Here is a 20,222-nt window from a genome sequence, read left to right as displayed (position 1 = left end):
AAACGGAGCTTCGGGCGGATATCCGACCATTTCGGACGCCGGAGGTGTGACCTGGGCCTACCCGGACCCGGCCAGATCGTCATTGTCCAATGCACAAACGTTCTGGCCCAATATTTATGCAACAAGTTTGTTGTCAAACGGCAATGGCACGCTGTGCAACCCACGTCATCGGCCATATAAACACGCCTTACGGTCCGATGATCACTCCAGGCACAAACTGGTCGTGGATGGCCCGAATTGTTGTGCCTTTTACGTATGAAAATGTTGCCAGCTACATAAAGATGCTTGGGAAAGGAACTGTCAATTTATTCGATGTGTATAACACCATGGGTCGCATCCGCATGACTATTTCTTACCAAGGCACACAGGTTGTAGGCTTCGATTATACGTGGCCCGATCCTACAGGAGCTGGAGGGGTTGTCTCGCTTATAGTGCCAAACGTTTCATTCAGTTCACCATCGACCCCTTTGTATTTTGAACTCCTGATCACAAGGTCGGGGAATAATACATACTTTTTCTCCAATGGCGTGCTCGTGTCTTCCTCAAACACAGGCATGGCATCTGGGGCCGATATAGCGACGACCAAAATCGCCACCGGCTGCGATACGAATGGCGGTGGCGGCAGTGCAGCGTTTTATCTGAACGATGAAACGATCTGGAACAGCTGCATCACGACGACATCTTATACGCCCGCAATTCTTCCACCTTGCTGAGGGTCGCCCCCATGCAACTTCCTGCCATCATCGTCTATCCGGACGGCGCGCGGTCTGTGTTCTATTCGCCGGCCAGCTTCTCTTGCGACATCGTCGTCACTATAACGCGCGGGCTTCAGGGTGATGACCCTGATGCTCCGCCCGAAATGGTGGAGGAGGTACAGACCATCACCCACCCGCCCGAGGCCTGGACGCTGTGGGCGTCCGGCGATTGGGCCGTCATGTGCCCGGGCCTGACCGTGCGGCCGGTCGTCGACCCCGGCCCGCCAACGACGGCCGGCAAGCGCGCAGTCCGCCGGCCGGTCGAAGCATGGGAGATCGGCGACGAGGCGGCCACCGTCACCTATGAACAGGTGGACCTGACGCCAGCCGAGATCGAGGCGCAAGCTGCCGCCGCACGCCGCGTCAAGGCCCGGGCCATCGATGCCGAGCGGGACCGCCGGCTCGGGCTGGGGGCATTGCATGCCGGCAAGCGCTTCAGCATGGCCGACAGCAGCCGCACCGACCTGGGCGGCATGGCGACCACGGCGGGGCTGGTGCTGTCGGGCACGCTGCCTGCATGGCCCGAAAGCTATGCCCAAGGCTGGATCGCCATCGACAACACCCGCCTGCCGCTGCCCGGTCCCGTCGACGGGATCGCCTTGGCCGCGGCGGTGGGGATCGCCTATTCCGCCATCGTCCAGCATGCCCGCGACCTGAAGGACGCGGCGCAGGCCTCCGACGATCCCACGGTCGACGAGCTTTCCGGCTGGCCCGGGTAGGCCGCGACAACACTCCAACCCCCGACCGACCCGGCGCCCGTGAGGCGCCTTTTTCATGCGTGGAGGGCATCTTGAATCTTCGGGCTTTAACCCTCGCCGGCTCCGCGCTGGTGACCTATGGCGCGGCGTGGGCGGCCACCGACCCGCCGCCCATCGATCAGTTAGCCGGTCAACTCGACCGTGCGCTTGACCTGCTGGAACGGGGCGGACCGGCCGTGGTCGGCCTGGAACTGGTCCTGGGCATCGCCTTCCTCGCCGGGCTGGCCGCGGTCGTGCTCGTCCTGACGACCGTCGTGCAGGCCCTGCCGCGGGCTGCACGGCCGCTTGCCGATGCCTACGCCACGATGTGCGGAGGCGCGACCCGGCGCGAAGAGAAGCTGCGCGAAGAGAATGTGGCGCTCGCCCGGGAGCTGGACGCCATTAGAACGCAGCTCGTCGGGCTCGAGGATCGCGACGAAGAGAAGTCCCGAATCATCATCGCCCTGGTCGACCAGCTCGCGGCGCTGGGGGTCGACGTCGCCGCCCTCCGTGCCATGGCCCCCCGTGCTGTGGCTGACATCGAGGTCGACCATGCCTCCGCCGCCTGACGCCGCGCAGCAACTCGCCGCCCGCGTCCTGTCGGAGTGCGGCGGTGATGAACCCCTCGCCCGTCTCACGCTTGCCCGCCTCGCCATTGCCGCCAATAGCGGCATGTCGGCCGGCTTCCTCCGGCTCGGACCTCCGCCCCGTCGTTAATCAGAAGGAATTCGACCATGACCAAACCTGTGTCGCCTGCGGCCATCGCCTTGGTGCAGCACTTCGAAGGACTGCGCCTGACCGCCTACCTCTGCCCGGCCGGAGTGCCGACCATCGGCTACGGTCATACCGCGGGCGTGAAGATGGGCCAGACCATCACTGCCGCCCAGGCCGATGCTTTCCTGTCGGTCGATCTGGCCGCTGCCGCGGCCCAGGTCGACCGGCTGGTCAGAGTGCCGCTGACCGATGATCAGCGCGGCGCCCTTTCCTCCTTCGTCTTCAACCTTGGGCCCGGCAGCCTGCAAAGCTCCACTCTGCTGAAGCTGCTGAACGCACGCGATTATGACGGTGCGGTCATTCAGTTCGGGCGGTGGGTCTATGCCAAGGTCAACGGCGTCTCGACTCGGCTGCCCGGCCTCGTCGCTCGCCGCGCTGCCGAAGCCGCCCTGTTTTCCGGCCAGACGGCCCAGGCACAGGGCAGCATCTGCACCTGCGACGGCAACGGCTGACCGGCTCCGCCACTCTCTCAATCTGACGCGCTTTTCCCGTGCCGCCGGCAGCCCGCCGCGCGGCCTTTTTCATGCCCGAGGAGGGGCAATACCATGAAGATCGCCATCAACACCCAGCGCCTGAAGGAACCCAGCACGTATGCCGGCCTCGCCGGTATCCTGGGCGGTGTCAGCATGATCGTGTCGTCGCCGTGGGTGTCCGCCGCCGCGACGGTCGCCGATGCTGCTGCGCAGGGGGCCGCCACCGGTCAGGGCTGGATGGGCATCGGCCTGTCAGTGCTGGGCGCGGCGGCCTCGCTGGCAAAGGACCCGTCCAGCCCGCGGTGATGGAAACCTTGGGAGCGGCCATTTAGCCGTTCCCAAGGTATTAATTGCATTACGCGAAGTTATCTGAAAGAAACACAACCGCTCGCCCCATGCCCTCACACCTGGGCCAGTCGGAGCACGCGGGGTGTCAGCCCCGCGCCGGCTGGGTGACTGTCGCCCTCTGAAACCGCCCGCGTAACGTGGGAAAGGGGCCACCAGTGGAAGGGGCGGGTATCGTTACGGCGATGGAGTGAGCCGGACACTCCGCCGTGCCTACTTCCCCATCCAAAATGTTCGCTGTATGTTCTCATCATGCAGCATTCGCAGCGATACGGGTATTACGCACTGGAAACGCTCTACCGAACCGGATCACGGGAGGTGGAGTTTCGGTGTTTCCAGTGCCCGTGGCGGCGAGTGGCGAAAATTGAACATCTGATGGGCAAGTACAGCCCAGGCATAGAGCTGTTCGATCTTGCCCGCCGGGCGACCTGTACGAAATGCGGCAGGCTTAGCTGCTGGGTGCAGGTCGTGCCACCTCCTGCGCCGGGTGAACCGGGCCATGAAGAGTATATGCGACGCGCAGTGAAGCGATATGAGGACTGGTTGGGTTATGCCCGCAGGTTCCGGTGACCATCGACCGCTGTAGGATAGATTTCGAAATCCATTCGGAATGAATGCTCTAAGCCATTGATATTATTTCGTTAAATTTTAACAGCCCATATTGTCGAACCACTGGTCGAAATCATGGCCGCAGGCACAGTGCAGGGCATAGACGATCATCGCAGAGCCTCGGAAAACGGAATCCCGGCCGTCCTTCTAGCCGCGACGCCCGGCGCCTCGCCAGGATCTGCATCAATCGGCCGGGACAGCGCGACCCGGTGACGCCCGCCCGATCCCGGGGATCGTTCCGTCAGAGCGCCCTGATCTGCATCCTGATCGGCCCGTCCGCCCGGCCATGGACGAACTGGTCGACATAGGCGTTGCCCGAATCGTCGATGTCGCGGGCGTGGCCGGTCCAGATGATGCGGCCCTGGTAGATCATGGCGATGCGGTCGGCGATCTTGCGGGCCGAAGCCATGTCGTGGGTGATGGTGACCGCGGTGGCGCCGAGATCCTTCACGCACTGCACGATCAGTTCGTTGATGACGTCGGCCATGATCGGGTCGAGGCCGGTCGTCGGCTCGTCGAAGAAGATGATCTCCGGCTCGTCGGCGATGGCGCGGGCGAGGCCGACGCGCTTCTGCATGCCGCCCGACAGCTCCGACGGCGACAGCTCCGCCACGTCGGGGGTGAGGCCGACGGCGCCGAGCTTGGCGATGGCGATCTCCTTGGCCTTGGCGCGCGGCATATGCTCGCCCTGGATCAGGCCGAAGGCGACATTCTCCCACACCGGGAGGCTGTCGAACAGGGCAGCGCCCTGGAACAGCATGCCGAACTTGTGCAGCAGCTTCTCGCGGTCGCGCGAGCGCAGCCGTGTCGTTTCCTGCCCATCGACCTTGATCGAGCCGGAATCCGGCGTCAGCAGGCCGAGGATACTCTTCAGCATCACCGACTTGCCGGTGCCCGACCCGCCGATGACGACCAGCGACTCGCCCTTGCCGACCTCCAGGTCGATGCCGTTCAGCACCTTCTTCGGGCCGAAATGCTTGGTGACGCCCTGGAGGGCGATCTTCGGAGGAGTGGTGGGCGGGACGGTCATGTCGGTGGCGCTCACTTGGTCGAGAAGAAGAGGCCGGTGATCAGGTAGTTCCACACCAGGATCATGATGGAGGCCGACACCACCGCGTTGGTGGTGGCCGCGCCGACGCCCTGGGCGCCGCCCTTGGAGTGGTAGCCGTGGTAGCAGCCCATCAGCGCGATCAGGAAGCCGAAGATCGCCGCCTTGACCAGGCCGGAGATGACGTCGATCGGCTGGAGGAATTCCCAGGTGCGGTTGATGTAGCTGGCGGCGTTGAAGTCCAGCCGGTAGACGCCGACCAGGAAGCCGCCGAACACGCCGATGATGTCGGCGACCACCACCAGCAGCGGCACCATGGTCAGGCCGGCGATCAGCCGCGGCGCCACCAGATACTTGTAGGGGTTGGTCGACAGGGTCGACAGCGCGTCGATCTGCTCGGTCACCCGCATGGTGCCGATCTCCGCCGCCATGGCGGCGCCGATGCGGCCGGCGACCATCAGGCCGGCCAGCACCGGCCCCAGCTCGCGCGTGATCGACAGCACGACGACGGTGGCGATGGCGCCCTCCGCCTGGAAGCGGGAGAAGCCGCTGTAGCTCTGCAGCGCCAGCACCATGCCGGTGAACAGCGCCGTCAGCCCGACCACCGGCAGCGAATAATAGCCGATGTCGATCATCTGCCGCAGGATCTGCCGCGGGTAGAGCGGCGGGCGCACGCAGTGCGACAGGGCGGATCCGGTGAACAGGGCGAGGCGTCCGGTCGCTTCCAGGAAGATCAGGAAGGCCCGGCCGGTGGCGGCGAGGAAACCCATCAGTCGGCCCGCATCCTAGTTGGTGTCTCGTTTGGGCGATGCGGTCATAGCACCGATGCGGCCCGCGGTCATCCTTGGACTTCGCAATGGAGGGGCGTGGCCTTGCCGCGGCCGGGGGTCACCCGCCCAGATAGACCCGGTGGTAGCGCCGGCCGAGCGAGGTCAGGATCTCGTAGCCGATGGTCCCGCCCTCCGCCGCCACCCGGTCGACCGGGCGGCTGGGGCCGATCAGCTCGACCATGCGGCCGGCATGGGCGACATCCTCCGGCAGGCCGGTGACGTCGATGGTGATCAGGTCCATCGAGATGCGGCCGACGATGGGCGCCGCGACGCCGTCGACGAAGACATGCCCCTTGCCGCTGAGCGAGCGCAGGTAGCCGTCGGCATAGCCGACGCCGATGGTGGCGATCCGGGCCGGGCCGGTGACGGCATGGGCGGCGCCGTAGCCGACCGTCATCGCCGGGGCGCAGTTGCGCACCTGCAGGAGCCTTGCGTCGAGCCGCACCGTGTCGCGCATCGGGTTGGGCAGATGCGGGGTCGGGTTGACGCCATAGAGCGCGCAGCCCGGCCGGGCGAGGTCGAAATGATGGTCGGGTCCATGGAAGATGCCCGACGAGTTGGCGAAGCTGGCCTTGGCCTGCGGCAGGCGGGCGAGCGCGGAGCGGAAACGGTCGAGCTGCGCCCCGGTCATCGGATTGTCGAACTCGTCGGCGCAGGCGAGATGGGTCATCCAATAGCGCACGTCGATGCCGGCCAGCCGGGCCGGTTCGGCGGCCAGCGCGTCCAGCTCGTCGGGGCCGAGGCCCAGGCGGTTCATGCCGGTGTCGATGTGGATCGCCGCCGGCAGCGCCTCGCCGCGCGACGCGGCGAAGGCGCCCCAGGCGGCGATCTCGCCCAGATGGTTCAGCACCGGCAGGATGCGGCTGGCGATGAAGTCGCCCTCGCAGCCGGCCGGCAGCCCGCCGAGCGAGAAGACCTGAGCGTCCGGCGCCACCGGTTCCAGCGCGCGGCGGACCGCCAGCGCCTCCTCGAACTGGGCGACGACGAAGGTCCGGCAGCCGGCCGCGGCAAGCGCCGGGACGACGCGGGCAACGCCGAGGCCGTAGGCGTCGGCCTTGACCACGGCCGAGCATTCGGCCGGCGCCACGCGGTCGCGCAGCTGGGTCCAGTTGGCGACCACCGCGGCGAGATCCACGGTGAGGAAGGCCCCGGCGCGGGCGGCCGGATCGGACGGGACAGGCTGGGGGGCAGGCACTTTACTCGTCACCCTGATGGTGTTGGTCGAGGTCGCCGAACTTGGTGAACTGGCCGTCGAAGTAGAGACGGACGGTGCCGATCGGACCATGGCGCTGCTTGGCGATGATCACCTCGGCGGTGTTGTGCACCTCGCCGAGACGCTGCTGCCAGCGCTGGTAGCGGTCGTTGAACTTGTCGTCGCTCTCGTCGGGCCGGCGCGAGGGCTCGGCGCGCTCAAGATAATACTGTTCGCGGAAAACGAACATGACGACGTCGGCGTCCTGCTCGATCGAGCCCGATTCGCGCAGGTCGGCCAGTTGGGGCCGCTTGTCCTCGCGCAGCTCCACCGCGCGGCTCAGCTGCGACAGCGCCACCACCGGCACGTCCAGCTCCTTGGCGATGGCCTTCAGGCCGCGGGTGATCTCCGAGATTTCCTGCACCCGGTTCTCCGACCCGCGCGCCGACGAGCCGCGCAGCAGCTGGAGATAGTCGACCACCACCATGCTGAGGCCCGACGTCCGCTTCAGCCGGCGGCAGCGGGTGCGCACCGCGGCGACCGACAGGGCCGGCGTGTCGTCGACATAGAAGGGGCAGCGCGCCAGATCCTGGCTGGCCTGGACGAATTTCGGGAAGTCGGTGTCGCGGATCTCGCCGCGGCGGATCTTGTCGCCGGGCACCTGCACCTCGTCGGCGAGGATACGGGTGGCGAGCTGTTCCGCCGACATTTCGAGAGAGAAGAAGCCGACGACGCCGCCCTCCTGGCCGGAGGACCGCATATGCGCCTTGGCGGCGTTGAAGGCGATGTTGGTGGCCAGCGCCGTCTTGCCCATCGACGGGCGTCCGGCGAGGATGACGAGGTCCGACGGATGCAGGCCGCCGAGCTTGCGGTCGATGTCGATCAGGCCGGTGGTGACGCCGGTGACGTGGCTGGAGCGGCGGAAGGCCGCCTCCGCCGTCGTGATGGCGTGCTTGACCGACTCGCCGAACGCCACGAAGCCGCCCTGGACGTCGCCGGTCGAGGCGAGGTCGAACAGCTGCTTCTCCGCCTCGCCGATCTGGTCGAGCGCGGTGATGTCGAGGTCGTGGCGGTACGCCTCGTTCACCATGTCGGTGCCGACCTCGATCAGCTGCCGGCGGATGAACAGGTCGTGGATGGTCTTGCCGTAATCCCCGGCATTGACCACGGTGACGACGTTGGCCGCCAAATCCGCCAGATAGGCGCTGCCGCCCTCGACCGCCAGCTCGGGATCGTTGTCGAACAGCGACTTCAGCGTGACCGGATTGGCGATCTGGCCGCGGTCGACCATCTTGGTGATGGCGGCGAAGATGCGCTGGTGGGCCGGGTCGTAGAAATGCTCCGGCCGCAGGAACTCGCCGACCTTCTCATAGGCCTTGTTGTTGACCAGGATCGCGCCCAGCAGCGCCTGCTCCGCCTCCTCGTTGTTGGGAGGGGTGCGGTACTCGGCCGTCGGCTTGACCGCGGACGACGGGCGGGGATCGAACAGCGATGAGGTCTGGTTGCTCATGGGGGACACAATAGCAGAAACAGAACGGGAACGCTCGGTGAAGGGCGGGTGACCCTCCACAAAAGCTGTGCACAGAAGTTATCCACAGGTTGGGAAGTTCGGGGATAACCGCGGCCGGAGCCCTACATCTTCCGGGGCTGCGCCGGGTGGGCCGCGTCGGGCATGCTGCCCAGCGCCGCGAACACGCCGTCGACATGGTCGGCGACGCGGTAGAGGGCGGAGCGGTCGATGCGGGCGAAGCCCTGGGCCACCATGTGGTCGATCAGTCCCAGCAGCGGGCGCCAATAGCCGTCGACGTCGGCGATGACGATCGGCTTGTCGTGCAGCTGCAGCTGCTTCCAGGTCAGGATCTCGAACGCCTCGTCCAGCGTGCCGAGCCCGCCCGGCAGGATGACGAAGGCGTCGGAGCGTTCCACCATCATGCGCTTGCGGGTGTGCATGCTGTCGACGACATGCAGCTCGGTCAGGCCGGTGTGCTCGATCTCCGCCGACTGGATGTGTTCGGGGATGATGCCGACCACCTCGCCGCCGGCCGCCAGCGCCGCGTCGGCGGCGATGCCCATCAGCCCGACCCGGCCGCCGCCGTAGACCATGCGGATGCCGCGCCGCGCCAGCCCGTCGCCCAGCGCATGGGCGGCTTCCTTGTGGACATCGGCGACGCGGGCGGAAGCGCCGCAATAGACGCAGACGGACGACAGGCTCTTCATCGCGGGTCAACCTTTCTCGCCACCGGTCCCGAACGGGGCGGTGGCCGCAAAAAATCCGGTGAATGCCATGGAATATCGGACGCGGCCGCGCGTCAACTGCGGCACAGGCACCGTTAAGACCATGGCATCATCGGGAGGGACCACATGAACAACCGCGTCGTCAATGTCCTTGCGGCGGCATCCGTCGCCGGTCTGATGTTCGGGCTGTTCGGCATGTCGGCAGGCAGCGCCGGCGCCGCCGATCCGGCCGAACAGGTGAAGGACCGGCAGCAGACGATGAAGAAGCTGGGCGGCGGCATGGGCGCCGTCGCCAAGTTCGTCAAGAACGAAGGCGCCACCGCCGAGGATGCGGCCAAGGGGGCGGAGGCCGTTCTGGCGGTGTCGAAGATGGACCTTAAGGCTATCTTTCCCGAAGGCACCGCCGTCGGCGTGACCGACAGCGCCGCCAAGCCGGAGCTGTGGAAGAACTGGGCCGAGGCGCAGCGCTATTGGAGCGCGGTGCAGCCGGCCGCCGAGAAGCTCGACGCCGCGATCAAGGGCGGCGACCGCGCTCAGATCGCCCAGGCGCTGGGCGCCACCTCCAAGACCTGCGGAAGCTGCCACGAGGACTTCCGCGTCAAGAAGAACTGAGCCGATGCGGCCCGTCCCGATCCGGGTCCTGGTCCGGGCCGCGCTGCCGCTGCTCGCCTTTGCGGGCGGCGGCTTCGCGGACGGCGGTGCGCGGGCGGCCGACGCCGGTCCTCCGGGCGATGCGGCGGGCCGGGGCGCCTACCTCTTCGATGCGGCGGGCTGCCTCGGCTGCCACACCAACGACAAGGAGGGCGGTGCGCCGCTGGCCGGGGGACGGGCGCTGGCGACGCCCTTCGGCACCTTCTACACCCCCAACATCACGCCGGACCCGGTCAACGGCATCGGCCGCTGGAGCGACGCGGACTTCATCCGCGCCTTCCGCGAGGGGGTGCGGCCGGACGGCGCCGCCCTGTTCCCGGCCTTTCCCTATGCCAGCTACACGCGGATGACCGACCGCGACCTGCTGGACCTGAAGGCCTATCTGTTCAGCCGGCCGGCGGTCGCGGCGCCCAACCGGCCGCACGACCTGACGCCGCCCTTCTCCTGGCGCTTCCTGGTGCCGGCCTGGCAATGGCTGTACCTGACCCCCGGCCCGGTGCCCGACGATCCGGCCCGGCCGCCGGCCTGGAATCGCGGGCGCTATCTGGTCGACGCGCTCGGCCATTGCGGGGAATGCCACACCCCGCGCTCGCTGCTGGGCGGGATGGAGTCCGGCCGTTATCTGGCCGGCAACCCCGACGGCCCGGACGGCGACAAGGTGCCGGGCATCACCGCCGCGCAGGCCAAGGGGATCGGCGGCTGGTCGGACGGCGACCTGACGCTGCTGCTGGAAACCGGCCTGACCCCGGAGGGCGACGTCGTCGGCGGCGCCATGGGCGAGGTGGTGCGCAACAGCACCTCGAAACTGACGGCGGAGGACCGCGCCGCAATCGCCGCCTACCTGAAGACGGTGCCGGCGAAGGAGTGAATCCTTCGGATTGGTGATCGGAAGGGGCAATCCGTCACCTCCGGCGGAGGAAAAGTCTCCAACGGCACCATTCTTTTGCGCTCTGTCCTTCTGCTATAGTCAGGCATCCCGCCAGCGTGGCGGGCCGCCGGATGGGTGCTCAGGTGAAACGAAACGCGTTGTTCGCAGCTTTGGGCGTGGCTCTGCTCGGTGGGGTCGCGACGGTCGCCCTGTGGCCGGCGGGCCGGCCCGCGGGTGATCCGGCAGGGCAGGGGGCAGGGAAGGGGATGGCCGGGGCGCCGGCGGCGGACATGCCGCTGCTGGCCAAGCCGGCGGCGATCGCTCCCGCAGTCCCCGCATCCCCGGTCGCTGCCCTGGTCCCGGCTCCCCCGCCGGCTCCCGCACCGGCCCCTGCGTCCTCCGCCTCCGCCGCCAAGCCGGCGGCAGCCGCTCCGGCGGCGCCCGCCGCCCCCAGCTTCGACGTGGTGCGGGTGGCGCCGGACGGTGCGACGGTGATGGCCGGGCGGGCGGCGCCCGGCGCGGAGGTGACGGTCACCGACGGCGGCAAGCCGGTCGCCACCGCCAAGGCCGACCAGCGCGGCGAATGGGTGATGCTGCCCGACACGCCGCTGGCGCCCGGTGCCCGCGAACTGAACCTGACCGAGACCCGCCCCGGCGCCGAGGCTCCGGTCCCCGCCGACAAGGTGGTCGTGGTGATGGTGCCGGAACCGGCCGCGGCCAAGCCGGCCCGGACGGCGGCCACCACCACCTCCGCAGTGTCGGAAACGGCGGCCATGGCGGTGGCGGTGCCGCGCGCCGGACTGGCCGGGGCGCCCCCGGCCATGGGCGGCAGCTCGATCCTGCAGGCGCCGCCGGTGCCGGCCGACGGGGCGCCCCCGCCGCCGGGCGGCGTGTCGGTGGAGACGATGGACTACGACCCCGCTGGCCGCGTCGCGCTGGGCGGACGGGCGGCACCGAACAGCGCGGTGCAGCTCTATCTCGACAACATCCTGGTCGGCAGCGCCCACACCGACCCCAAGGGCAACTGGCGCCTGACCCCGGAAAAGCTGATCGATCCCGGCATCTACACCCTGCGGGCGGATCAGGTGAGCCAGGCCGGCAAGGTGGTCGCCCGCGCCGAGCTGCCGGTCCAGGTCTCCGCCATGCCCGCCGGCCTGACCGACGGGCACAGCGTCGTCGTCCAGCCCGGCAACAGCCTGTGGCGGCTGGCGCGCCGCACCTATGGCGACGGCATGCTCTACACCACCATCTACACCGCCAACCGCGAGCAGATCCGCGATCCCGACCTGATCTATCCCGGCCAGATCTTCGCGTTGCCGCAGGTGAACTGAGGCGCCGCCGGGCCGCCGCCCGTCAGCTTCCGAACACGGTGTTCAGCTGGGCGCCGACGCGGACGAAGGTGGTGCGTTTCGGCACCTCCTTCAGCCGGGTGGCGCCGATATAGGTCATCATGCTGCGCACGCCGCCCATGATCTCCTGCATCGTGCCCTCCACCGGGCCGCGGTAGGGCACCTCGACCGTCTTGCCCTCCGCCGCGCGGTAGGAGGCGACGCCGCCTGAATATTTGTGCATCGCCGTGCCCGACGACATGCCGTAGAAAACCATGGCGACCGGCACCGGCCCGCCGTCGCTCTCCTCGTAGCGGATGTCGCCCTCGCATTCGTCGTGGCCGGCCAGCATGCCGCCCAGCATGACGAAATCGGCCCCGGCGCCATAGGCCTTGGAGATGTCGCCCGGCACGGCGCAGCCGCCGTCGCCGCAGACCTGCCCCTTCAGCCCATGGGCGGCGTCGGCGCATTCGATGATGGCCGACAGCTGGGGATAGCCGACCCCGGTCATCTTGCGGGTGGTGCAGACCGACCCCGGCCCGATGCCGACCTTGACGATGTCGGCGCCGGCCAGCAGCAGCGCCTCGGTCATGTCGCCGGTGACGACGTTGCCGGCCATGATGACAAGGTCCGGATTCTCCAGGCGCAGGCGGGTGATGACCTCGACGAAGCGCTCGGTGTAGCCGTTGGCGACATCCAGGCAGATCTTCCCCACCGGCGCCTTGGCCTTCACCGCCTGGAACTTGTCGTAGTCGGCGTCGGTGGTGCCCATCGAATAGAAGACGTTGGACAGGGTGGCCGATTCGTCCTCCGCCTGGAAGAAGGCGATCAGCTCCTCCGCCTTGTAATGCTTGTGCAGGGCGGTCATCGCGCCGAAGCGGGACAGCGCGCGGGCCATGCCCATGCTGCCGGTGACATCCATGTTGGCGGCGATCAGCGGAAAACCGGTCCAGTCGCGCTTGGTGTGCAGGAAGGTGAAGGTCCGGTTGACGTCCACGTCGTTGCGGCTTTGCAGCGTGCTGCGCTTCGGCCGGATCAGCACGTCCTTGAAGTCGAGCTTGAGGTCGCTTTCGATGATCACCGCACACCTGCTCCGGTCTGTTCGGCGGGCCAACCGTTGAACCCGGGCCCGACGTTACAGAGTGGAGGCGGTGCCGCCGTTCGGCAAGCGCGATCGGGAAACTGCGGGGGGCGGCTGCGTTTGAAGCTGTTTCGCCGAATCGGAGGGACCGGCGCCGGACCCTCCCTACTCTTCCGCCTCCTCGCCCTCGCTTGCCGGCGTCTCGCTGCCGTCGGCGACATGGACCTGGCAGTCGGCGGCGGTCAGCACCTCCATCAGCTCCGGCGGCGGCAGCCGGTCGGTGAACAGGGCGTCGAGCACCCCGACGTCGGCCATGCGGATCATGGCGTTGCGGCCGAACTTGGTGTGGTCGGTGACCAGGAAGACCCGGCGCGAACTGTCGATGATGGCGCGGGCGACGCGCACCTCCTGCTCGTCGTAATCCAGCAGGTCGCCTTCGGAATCGATGCCGCTGATGCCGATGATGCCGATATCGACCTTGTAGCGGCGGATGAACTCCACCGTCGCCTCGCCGATGATGCCGCCGTCGCGCTCGCGCACCTGCCCGCCGGCGATCGACAGGGCGAAGCCGGTGCTCTTGTGCAGGATGGTGGCGACGTTCAGGTTGTTGGTCAGCACCCGCAGCCGCTTGTGGCCGAGCAGCGCCCGCGCCACCGCCTCCGTCGTCGTGCCGATGTTGAGGAAGAGCGAGGCGTCCTCCGGCACATGGCGGGCGGCCATCTCGGCGATGCGGCGCTTCTCGTCGGCCATCAGGGTCTGGCGGGTGGAATAGGCGATGTTCTCCACGCTGGAGGGCACGGTGACCCCGCCGCGGAACCGCCGGACCGCCGACTGGCCGGCGAGATACTCGATGTCGCGGCGGATGGTCTGCGGCGTGACGTCGAAATGCTCGGCCAGCCACTGGATCTGAACCATGCCCTTGGCGTGGACCAGGGCCACGATCTCCTGCTGGCGGTGGTCGGCGTCCAGGCGCGCGTCCATGGCGGGGTCTCCGGTGGAAGGGGCGTCAGTCAATCAGATGCGCGCAAGCGGTCAAAGCGAAAACCGGGGCGACGCAGGAACCGGGAATGGCATCGTCTTCGGGATGCCGGCTTCGTCGCCGGCAGATACCGTATAGTCGATATTGTTTGCGGGACAAGCGTATTCGTTAGCGAAAGCACGCCTGTCGGCGGCGAACGACAACGCTTTCCGTCACCCGCATTCCCCATAGCCAAAACCCCCGAACCGGCGTAGCCTTGAAACACCGTCCGCTTAACAAACATTTTCCTTTTCAGGCGGAAACGAACATCGTATGTTCCAAAACGAAAGCGGCCGGGTTCGCAAGGAACCGGCGCGGTACGGAGAGGAACTCATGGCAAACGCAAGCCCGGCAGGAACGGACGCCCGGACGGGTGCGGACGGTCCGATGCTGGCCGACCTCCTGGTCGTCGGCGGCGGCGTGAACGGCGCCGGGATCGCCCGCGATGCGGTCGGTCGCGGGATGTCGGTGGTGCTGTGCGAACAGGGCGACCTTGCGGGCGCCACCTCGTCGGCCAGCACCAAGCTGATCCATGGCGGCCTGCGCTATCTCGAATATTACGAGTTCCGGCTGGTGCGCGAGGCGCTGCAGGAGCGCGAGGTCCTGCTGCGCGCCGCTCCGCACATCATCTGGCCGATGCGTTTCGTCCTGCCGCACGACAGCAGCATGCGCCCGGCCTGGATGGTGCGCATCGGGCTGTTCCTTTACGATCATCTTGGAAAGCGCAAGCTGCTGCCGGGGTCGCACGGCGTCGACCTGACCAGCTCCCCGGCCGGCCGGCCGCTGTCGGGCGGCTTCACCAGGGCCTTCGAATATTCCGACTGCTGGGTCGAGGACAGCCGGCTGGTCGTGCTGAACGCGATGGATGCGAAGGAGCGCGGGGCGGAAATCCTGACCCGCACCCGCTGCGAGAGCGCCGTGCGCCGCGACGGGCTGTGGGAGGCGACGCTGGTCGACTGCGAAAGCGGGGCGCGGCGAACCGTGCTCGCCCGCGCGCTGGTGAACGCCGCCGGTCCCTGGGTGCGCGAAATGATCGCCAAGCGGACCGGCGTGACCGTCGACAAGTCGGTCCGGCTGGTGAAGGGCAGCCACATCGTCGTGCCGCGGATGTTCGATGGCGACCATGCCTACATCTTCCAGAACGACGACCGCCGGATCGTCTTCGCCATACCCTACGAGCGCGATTTCACCCTGATCGGCACCACCGATCTCGATTATTCAGGCGATCCCGGCGCGGTGGCGATCAGCGGCGAGGAGATCGCCTATCTGTGCCGGGCGGTGTCGCGCTATTTCGCCAAGCCGGTGCGCGAGAGCGACGTGGTGTGGACCTACAGCGGCGTCCGCCCGCTGTTCGACGACGCCAGCGGCAACGCGTCGGCCGTCACCCGCGACTATGTGCTGGAGATGGACGAGCCGGCCGGCGAGGCGCCGATGCTGTCGATCTTCGGCGGCAAGATCACCACCTTCCGCCGGCTGGCCGAGGAGGCGACCGAGAAGCTGGGCCGCGCGCTGGGCAAGTCCGGTGGCAAGGGGGATGGCGCCACCTGGACCGCCGACGCCCCGCTGCCCGGCGGCGACATCGCCGGGGCGGACTTCGCCGCCTTCCTGGCGCGGTTGAAGCGCGGCCGGCCCTGGTTGCCCGAGGCGCTGGCGCTGCGGCTGGCGCGGGCCTACGGCACGCGGGTCGAACGTCTGCTCGGCGATGCCCGCGGGCTGGACGGGCTCGGCACCGATTTCGGCGGCGGCGTGTACGAGGCCGAACTCGATTATGCGGCGCGGGAGGAATTCGCCATGACCGGCGACGATTTCCTGTGGCGCCGCTCCAAGCTGGGGCTGCACCTGGATGCGACCGTCCGGCAGGCCATCGCCGACTGGTTCGACCGGCGGCGCGATGGAACGACCAACCGGGGGGCGACCAACCAGGGGGCCGGGGACGATCCCGCGGGCCTGCCGTTGGAAAAGGGCCGGTCGATGGGAGGACTGCGGTGACACTCACATTGGACGGCGTGGCCAAGCGCGTCGGCGCGGACCAGCATCTCCACCCGCTGTCGCTGGAGCTGCAACCCGGCAGCTTCAACGTGCTGCTCGGCCGCACCCTGGCCGGCAAGACGACGCTGATGCGGCTGATGGCAGGGCTGGACGCGCCCGGCGCCGGCCGCGTGCTGGAGAACGGCACGGACGTCACCGGCAAGTCGGTCCGCCACCGCGACGTGGCGATGGTCTACCAGCAGTTCATCAATTATCCGGCGATGACGGTGTACGAGAACATCGCCTCGCCGCTGCGCCGCCAGGGCAAGGACCGGGCGGAGATCGACGCCAAGGTGCGCCGCACCGCCGCCATGCTGCGGATCGAGCCCTACCTGCAACGGCTGCCGGCCGAGCTGTCGGGCGGCCAGCAGCAGCGCTGCGCCATCGCCCGCGCCCTGGTGAAGGGTGCCGGCCTGCTGCTGCTCGACGAGCCGCTGGTCAACCTGGACTACAAGCTGCGCGAGGAGCTGCGCGCCGAACTGCGCGAGATCTTCGCCGACGGCCGCACCACCGTCGTCTATGCCACCACCGAACCGCAGGAGGCGCTGGTCCTCGGCGGCGCCGTCACCGTGCTGCATGAGGGGCGGATGCTGCAGAGCGGCCCGACCGGCGAGGTGTTCCACGCCCCGGCCTCGCTGGAATGCGCCGAGGTGTTCAGCGATCCGCCGATGAATGTGGTGGACGCCATCCTGACCAACGACCGGGTGGCGCTGACCGACGGCACCAGCCTGCCGCTGTCGGCCCACGACCGCAACCTGCCGGCCGGTCCCTGCCGCGTCGGCATCCGCGCCAACCACCTGACGGTGCTGCGGCGGAGCGAGCGGCTGGTGCCGATCAAGGGCCGGGTCGCGCTGTCGGAGATCAGCGGGTCGGAGACCTTCATCCATCTGCGCCACGGCGGCACCACCCTGATCGCGCGCGAGGAGGGGGTGCACAGCCACCCGATCGGCAGCGAGATCCAGGTCTATGCCGATCCAGACCGCATCTTCGTCTTCTCCACCGCGGGCAAGCTGGTGGCGGCACCCAACTGGCGGCGCAGCGCGCTGCGCAACATCGCGTGAGGGGGCGGGAACGATGGCGACCATCCAATTCGACAATCTCGGCCATTCCTACCACCCGCACCCGTCCAGGCCGGAGGATTACGCGCTGCGCCGCCTGTCGCAGGAGTGGGAGGACGGCAAGGCCTATGCGTTGCTGGGGCCGTCGGGCTGCGGCAAGTCCACGCTGCTGAACATCATCTCCGGCCTGCTGGTTCCCAGCGAGGGGCGGGTGCTGTTCGACGGGCTCGACGTCACCCGCTGCACGCCGGAAGAGCGCAACATCGCCCAGGTGTTCCAGTTTCCGGTCATCTACGACACCATGACGGTGTACGAGAATCTCGCCTTCCCGCTGCGCAACCGCAAGGTTCCGGCGGCGGACGTCGACCGCCGGGTCCGGCAGGTGGCCGAGGCGCTCGACCTGACCGCCGACCTGAAGAAGCGGGCCCAGCGGCTGACGCCCGACGCCAAGCAGAAGATCTCGATGGGGCGCGGGCTGGTGCGCTCGGATGTTGCGGCGATCCTGTTCGACGAGCCGCTGACCGTCATCGACCCGCACACCAAATGGATCCTGCGCCGCAAGCTGCGCCAGATCCACGAGGAATACCGCCTGACCATGATCTATGTGACCCACGACCAGGTGGAGGCGCTGACCTTCGCCGACAAGGTCGCGGTGATGTATGAGGGGGCCATGGTCCAGCTCGGCACTCCGCAGGAACTGTTCGAGAATCCGCTGCACACCTTCGTCGGCTACTTCATCGGCAGTCCCGGCATCAACCTGATGCCCTGCACGCTGGGCGGCGACCATGCGCTGGTCGAGGGCATCGCCATCCCGCTGGGCAACGGCGCCATGGCGGCGGCAGGGGGCATGGTGGGGGGCAGGTTCGAGCTTGGCATCCGGCCGGAGTTCCTGGAGCTGACCCGCAGCGGCAGTGCCGGGGCCGTCCCGGTGCAGGTGACCGGCGTCGACGATCTCGGCACCTCCCGGCTTGCCACCCTGCGGATGGGCAGCCAGACGCTGAAGATCCGGCTGAACGAGGAGCAGGAAATCCCGGCGCTCGACGCCGCCGTCCGCTTCCCCGGCCGCTGGACCAAGCTCTACCGCGACAGCCATCTGGTCAACTGAGGAACCATCGCCATGGATAAGGTCCAGGACAACCGGGCTTGGTTCCTGATCATCCCGGTCTTTCTGATCGTCGCCTTCAGCGCCGTGGTGCCGCTGATGACGGTGGTCAATTATTCGGTGCAGGAGATCTTCGGCCCCGGCCAGACCTTCTTCGTCGGCACCGAATGGTTCGAGAATGTGCTGGCCGACGAGCGGCTGCACGACGCGCTGGTCCGCCAGATCGTCTATTCGCTGGCGGTGCTGCTGATCGAGATCCCGCTGGGCATCCTGATCGCACTCGGCATGCCGGGCGGGCGCAGCGCGAAGACCTCGCTGACTCTGGTGCTGCTGGCGTTGCCGTTGCTGATCCCGTTCAACGTGGTCGGCACCATCTGGCAGATCTTCGGGCGCGGCGACATCGGCCTGTTGGGCGCCACCTTCCGTGCCCTTGGCATCGACTACAACTACACCAGCAACTCGGTCCATGCCTGGCTGACCGTGCTGGTGATGGATGTCTGGCACTGGACCAGCCTGGTCGCGCTGCTGTGCTATGCCGGGCTGCAATCGATCCCGCCGGCCTTCTACCAGGCGGCCAAGATCGACGGCGCGTCGAAATGGGCGGTGTTCCGCTTCATCCAGCTGCCGAAGATGCGCGGCGTCCTGATCATCGCGGTGCTGCTGCGCTTCATGGACAGCTTCATGATCTACACCGAGCCCTTCGTGCTCACCGGCGGCGGCCCCGGCAACTCAACCACCTTCCTCAGCCAGTACCTGACGCAGATGGCGGTGGGACAGTTCGACATCGGCAAGGCCGCGGCCTTCTCGATCGTCTATTTCCTGATCGTTCTGCTGTTCAGCTTCGTCTTCTACACCATCATCACCCGCACCGGCGAAGGAGAGAGAAAATGAGCAAGGCCGCGGTTCTCGCTCCCGGTTCGCTGGCTGCGCCGGCCAACATCCGCCGCTCCTCGGCGCGGGTGTCGGGCAGGACGGTGGTCCTGGTCTGCTACATCGTCTTTCTCATGCTGCCCATCTACTGGATGGTCAACATGTCCTTCAAGACGAACGAGGAAATCCTGTCGGGGCTGACGCTGTACCCGCATACGCCGACGCTGCGCAACTACATCGTCATCTTCACCGATCCCAGCTGGTACAGCGGCTACATCAACTCGATCTATTATGTGACGCTGAACACCATCATCTCGCTGTCCGTGGCTCTGCCGGCGGCCTATGCCTTCTCGCGCTACCGCTTCATCGGCGACAAGCATGTCTTCTTCTGGCTGCTGACCAACAAGATGGCGCCGCCGGCCGTGTTCCTGCTGCCCTTCTTCCAGCTCTACCAGACGGTGGGGCTGTTCGACACCCACATCGCGGTGGCGCTGGCCCATTGCCTGTTCAACGTTCCGCTGGCGGTCTGGATCCTGGAAGGCTTCATGTCGGGCGTGCCGCGCGAGATCGACGAGATGGCCTACATCGACGGCTACAGCTTCCCGCGCTTCTTCACCACCGTCTTCATGCCGATGATCCGCGCCGGCATCGGCGTCACCGCCTTCTTCTGCTTCATGTTCAGCTGGGTCGAGCTGCTGCTGGCCCGCACGCTGACCTCCGTCGACGCCAAGCCGATCGCCGCCACCATGACCCGCACCGTCAGCGCGTCGGGCATGGATTGGGGCCTGCTGGCCGCCGCCGGGGTGCTGACCATCCTGCCGGGCGCGCTCGTGATCTGGTTCGTCCGCAACTACATCGCCAAGGGCTTCGCGCTCGGTCGCGTCTGACCGGCCGCGTTTGAGGAGGATCGCCGTCATGGATCTGGACTGGATGGCGTGGACCGCGCCGACCGCACTCTTCTTCGTCTGCATCGCCCTGATGCTGGCCGGCATGACGGTGTGGGAGCTGGTCTCGCCGACGGTGGAGGCCAAGGGCTTCCTGCCGATGCGCACCACCCGCGGCGACCGCCTGTTCATCGGCCTGCTCGGCAGCGCCTTCCTTCATCTGGGCTGGCTCGCCGCGACCGACCTGTCGCTGTGGGGCGCCTCCGCGGTCTCGCTGCTGTGGGTCGCGGCCGTCATCCGCTTCGGCTGAGAAGGGGGACGGGAAAAGCGGGTCTG

The 20,222-nt window shown here is 67.6% G+C and carries 21 protein-coding genes; 14 read left to right on the top strand and 7 right to left on the bottom strand.

Annotation, left to right across the window (positions count from 1 at the left end; translation table 11 throughout):
• Nucleotides 1-89 precede the first annotated feature (89 nt).
• The 5 genes from ABMY26_RS13365 (at nucleotide 90) to ABMY26_RS13345 (ending at nucleotide 3,045) form a co-directional block, all read left to right on the top strand.
• Nucleotides 90-713 (top strand): hypothetical protein, encoded by a 624-nt coding sequence (locus ABMY26_RS13365; RefSeq protein ID WP_372396204.1) that lies wholly within the window; start codon nucleotides 90-92, stop codon nucleotides 711-713.
• An 11-nt stretch (nucleotides 714-724) separates the two neighbouring features.
• The gene (locus ABMY26_RS13360) at nucleotides 725-1,474 is read left to right on the top strand and encodes a hypothetical protein (protein WP_372396203.1); all 750 of its coding nucleotides are present in this window, start codon (nucleotides 725-727) and stop codon (nucleotides 1,472-1,474) included.
• A 71-nt stretch (nucleotides 1,475-1,545) separates the two neighbouring features.
• The gene (locus tag ABMY26_RS13355) at nucleotides 1,546-2,061 is read left to right on the top strand and encodes a hypothetical protein (RefSeq protein WP_372396202.1); all 516 of its coding nucleotides are present in this window, start codon (nucleotides 1,546-1,548) and stop codon (nucleotides 2,059-2,061) included.
• Between the two features lie 165 nt (nucleotides 2,062-2,226).
• A complete protein-coding gene (locus ABMY26_RS13350; protein WP_372396201.1) occupies nucleotides 2,227-2,718 on the top strand; it encodes a lysozyme in 492 nt (163 codons plus the stop codon).
• Nucleotides 2,719-2,811: 93 nt separating this feature from the next.
• Nucleotides 2,812-3,045, top strand: coding sequence for a hypothetical protein (locus ABMY26_RS13345; RefSeq protein ID WP_372396200.1), 234 nt, complete (start codon nucleotides 2,812-2,814; stop codon nucleotides 3,043-3,045).
• 889 nt (nucleotides 3,046-3,934) lie between these two features.
• Here the strand turns inward: ABMY26_RS13345 and ABMY26_RS13340 are convergent.
• The 5 genes from ABMY26_RS13340 to ABMY26_RS13320 all read right to left on the bottom strand — a co-directional run bounded on the left by ABMY26_RS13340 (nucleotide 3,935) and on the right by ABMY26_RS13320 (nucleotide 8,980).
• Nucleotides 3,935-4,723: an ABC transporter ATP-binding protein gene (locus ABMY26_RS13340; RefSeq protein ID WP_372396199.1), complete on the bottom strand. Its 789-nt coding sequence runs from the start codon at nucleotides 4,721-4,723 to the stop codon at nucleotides 3,935-3,937.
• An 11-nt stretch (nucleotides 4,724-4,734) separates the two neighbouring features.
• Nucleotides 4,735-5,511 (bottom strand): MlaE family ABC transporter permease, encoded by a 777-nt coding sequence (locus ABMY26_RS13335; protein ID WP_372396198.1) that lies wholly within the window; start codon nucleotides 5,509-5,511, stop codon nucleotides 4,735-4,737.
• 118 nt (nucleotides 5,512-5,629) lie between these two features.
• Nucleotides 5,630-6,766, bottom strand: a complete 1,137-nt coding sequence (alr, locus tag ABMY26_RS13330; protein ID WP_372396197.1) for an alanine racemase — start codon at nucleotides 6,764-6,766, stop codon at nucleotides 5,630-5,632.
• A gap of 1 nt (nucleotide 6,767) precedes the next feature.
• A complete protein-coding gene (locus ABMY26_RS13325; protein ID WP_372396196.1) occupies nucleotides 6,768-8,273 on the bottom strand; it encodes a replicative DNA helicase in 1,506 nt (501 codons plus the stop codon).
• Between the two features lie 122 nt (nucleotides 8,274-8,395).
• Nucleotides 8,396-8,980 carry a TIGR00730 family Rossman fold protein gene (locus tag ABMY26_RS13320; protein WP_372396195.1) on the bottom strand — a complete coding sequence of 195 codons (585 nt, stop codon included), beginning with the start codon at nucleotides 8,978-8,980 and terminating at the stop codon, nucleotides 8,396-8,398.
• Nucleotides 8,981-9,124: 144 nt separating this feature from the next.
• Between ABMY26_RS13320 and ABMY26_RS13315 the strand changes: the two genes are divergently transcribed.
• From ABMY26_RS13315 to ABMY26_RS13305, 3 genes are all read left to right on the top strand, one after another.
• Complete coding sequence (locus ABMY26_RS13315; RefSeq protein ID WP_372396194.1) at nucleotides 9,125-9,610, top strand: cytochrome c; 486 nt, start codon at nucleotides 9,125-9,127, stop codon at nucleotides 9,608-9,610.
• A 4-nt stretch (nucleotides 9,611-9,614) separates the two neighbouring features.
• Nucleotides 9,615-10,517, top strand: coding sequence for a c-type cytochrome (locus tag ABMY26_RS13310; protein WP_372396193.1), 903 nt, complete (start codon nucleotides 9,615-9,617; stop codon nucleotides 10,515-10,517).
• Between the two features lie 266 nt (nucleotides 10,518-10,783).
• Nucleotides 10,784-11,848, top strand: coding sequence for a LysM peptidoglycan-binding domain-containing protein (locus ABMY26_RS13305; protein WP_372396192.1), 1,065 nt, complete (start codon nucleotides 10,784-10,786; stop codon nucleotides 11,846-11,848).
• 22 nt (nucleotides 11,849-11,870) lie between these two features.
• On the opposite strand, the gene ABMY26_RS13300 is transcribed toward ABMY26_RS13305, so the two are convergent.
• Nucleotides 11,871-12,926 (bottom strand): GMP reductase, encoded by a 1,056-nt coding sequence (locus tag ABMY26_RS13300; RefSeq protein WP_372396191.1) that lies wholly within the window; start codon nucleotides 12,924-12,926, stop codon nucleotides 11,871-11,873.
• Between the two features lie 165 nt (nucleotides 12,927-13,091).
• The gene (locus tag ABMY26_RS13295; protein WP_372396509.1) at nucleotides 13,092-13,895 is read right to left on the bottom strand and encodes a DeoR family transcriptional regulator; all 804 of its coding nucleotides are present in this window, start codon (nucleotides 13,893-13,895) and stop codon (nucleotides 13,092-13,094) included.
• Nucleotides 13,896-14,277: 382 nt separating this feature from the next.
• On the opposite strand from ABMY26_RS13295, the gene glpD reads away from it, so the two are divergent.
• From glpD to ABMY26_RS13265, 6 genes are all read left to right on the top strand, one after another.
• Nucleotides 14,278-15,933, top strand: coding sequence for a glycerol-3-phosphate dehydrogenase (glpD, locus tag ABMY26_RS13290; protein WP_372396190.1), 1,656 nt, complete (start codon nucleotides 14,278-14,280; stop codon nucleotides 15,931-15,933).
• Nucleotides 15,930-17,033 carry an ABC transporter ATP-binding protein gene (locus ABMY26_RS13285; protein WP_372396189.1) on the top strand — a complete coding sequence of 368 codons (1,104 nt, stop codon included), beginning with the start codon at nucleotides 15,930-15,932 and terminating at the stop codon, nucleotides 17,031-17,033. The genes glpD and ABMY26_RS13285 overlap by 4 nt, the downstream gene beginning before the upstream one ends.
• A 13-nt stretch (nucleotides 17,034-17,046) precedes the next feature.
• On the top strand, nucleotides 17,047-18,135 hold the full coding sequence (locus ABMY26_RS13280) for an ABC transporter ATP-binding protein (protein ID WP_372396188.1): 1,089 nt from the start codon (nucleotides 17,047-17,049) through the stop codon (nucleotides 18,133-18,135).
• A gap of 12 nt (nucleotides 18,136-18,147) precedes the next feature.
• A complete protein-coding gene (locus ABMY26_RS13275) occupies nucleotides 18,148-19,023 on the top strand; it encodes a carbohydrate ABC transporter permease (protein WP_372396187.1) in 876 nt (291 codons plus the stop codon).
• 113 nt (nucleotides 19,024-19,136) lie between these two features.
• On the top strand, nucleotides 19,137-19,889 hold the full coding sequence (locus ABMY26_RS13270) for a carbohydrate ABC transporter permease (protein WP_372396508.1): 753 nt from the start codon (nucleotides 19,137-19,139) through the stop codon (nucleotides 19,887-19,889).
• 28 nt (nucleotides 19,890-19,917) lie between these two features.
• Nucleotides 19,918-20,196 (top strand): DUF2160 domain-containing protein, encoded by a 279-nt coding sequence (locus tag ABMY26_RS13265; protein ID WP_372396186.1) that lies wholly within the window; start codon nucleotides 19,918-19,920, stop codon nucleotides 20,194-20,196.
• The last annotated feature ends 26 nt before the right edge of the window (nucleotides 20,197-20,222 follow it).

The sequence above is a fragment of the Azospirillum sp. HJ39 genome (assembly GCF_041507355.1).
GTDB classification, from domain to species: Bacteria; Pseudomonadota; Alphaproteobacteria; order Azospirillales; family Azospirillaceae; genus Azospirillum; species Azospirillum thiophilum.
Note: the sequence above shows the minus strand (reverse complement) of the source record. Positions and strands in the feature narration are given on the sequence as shown.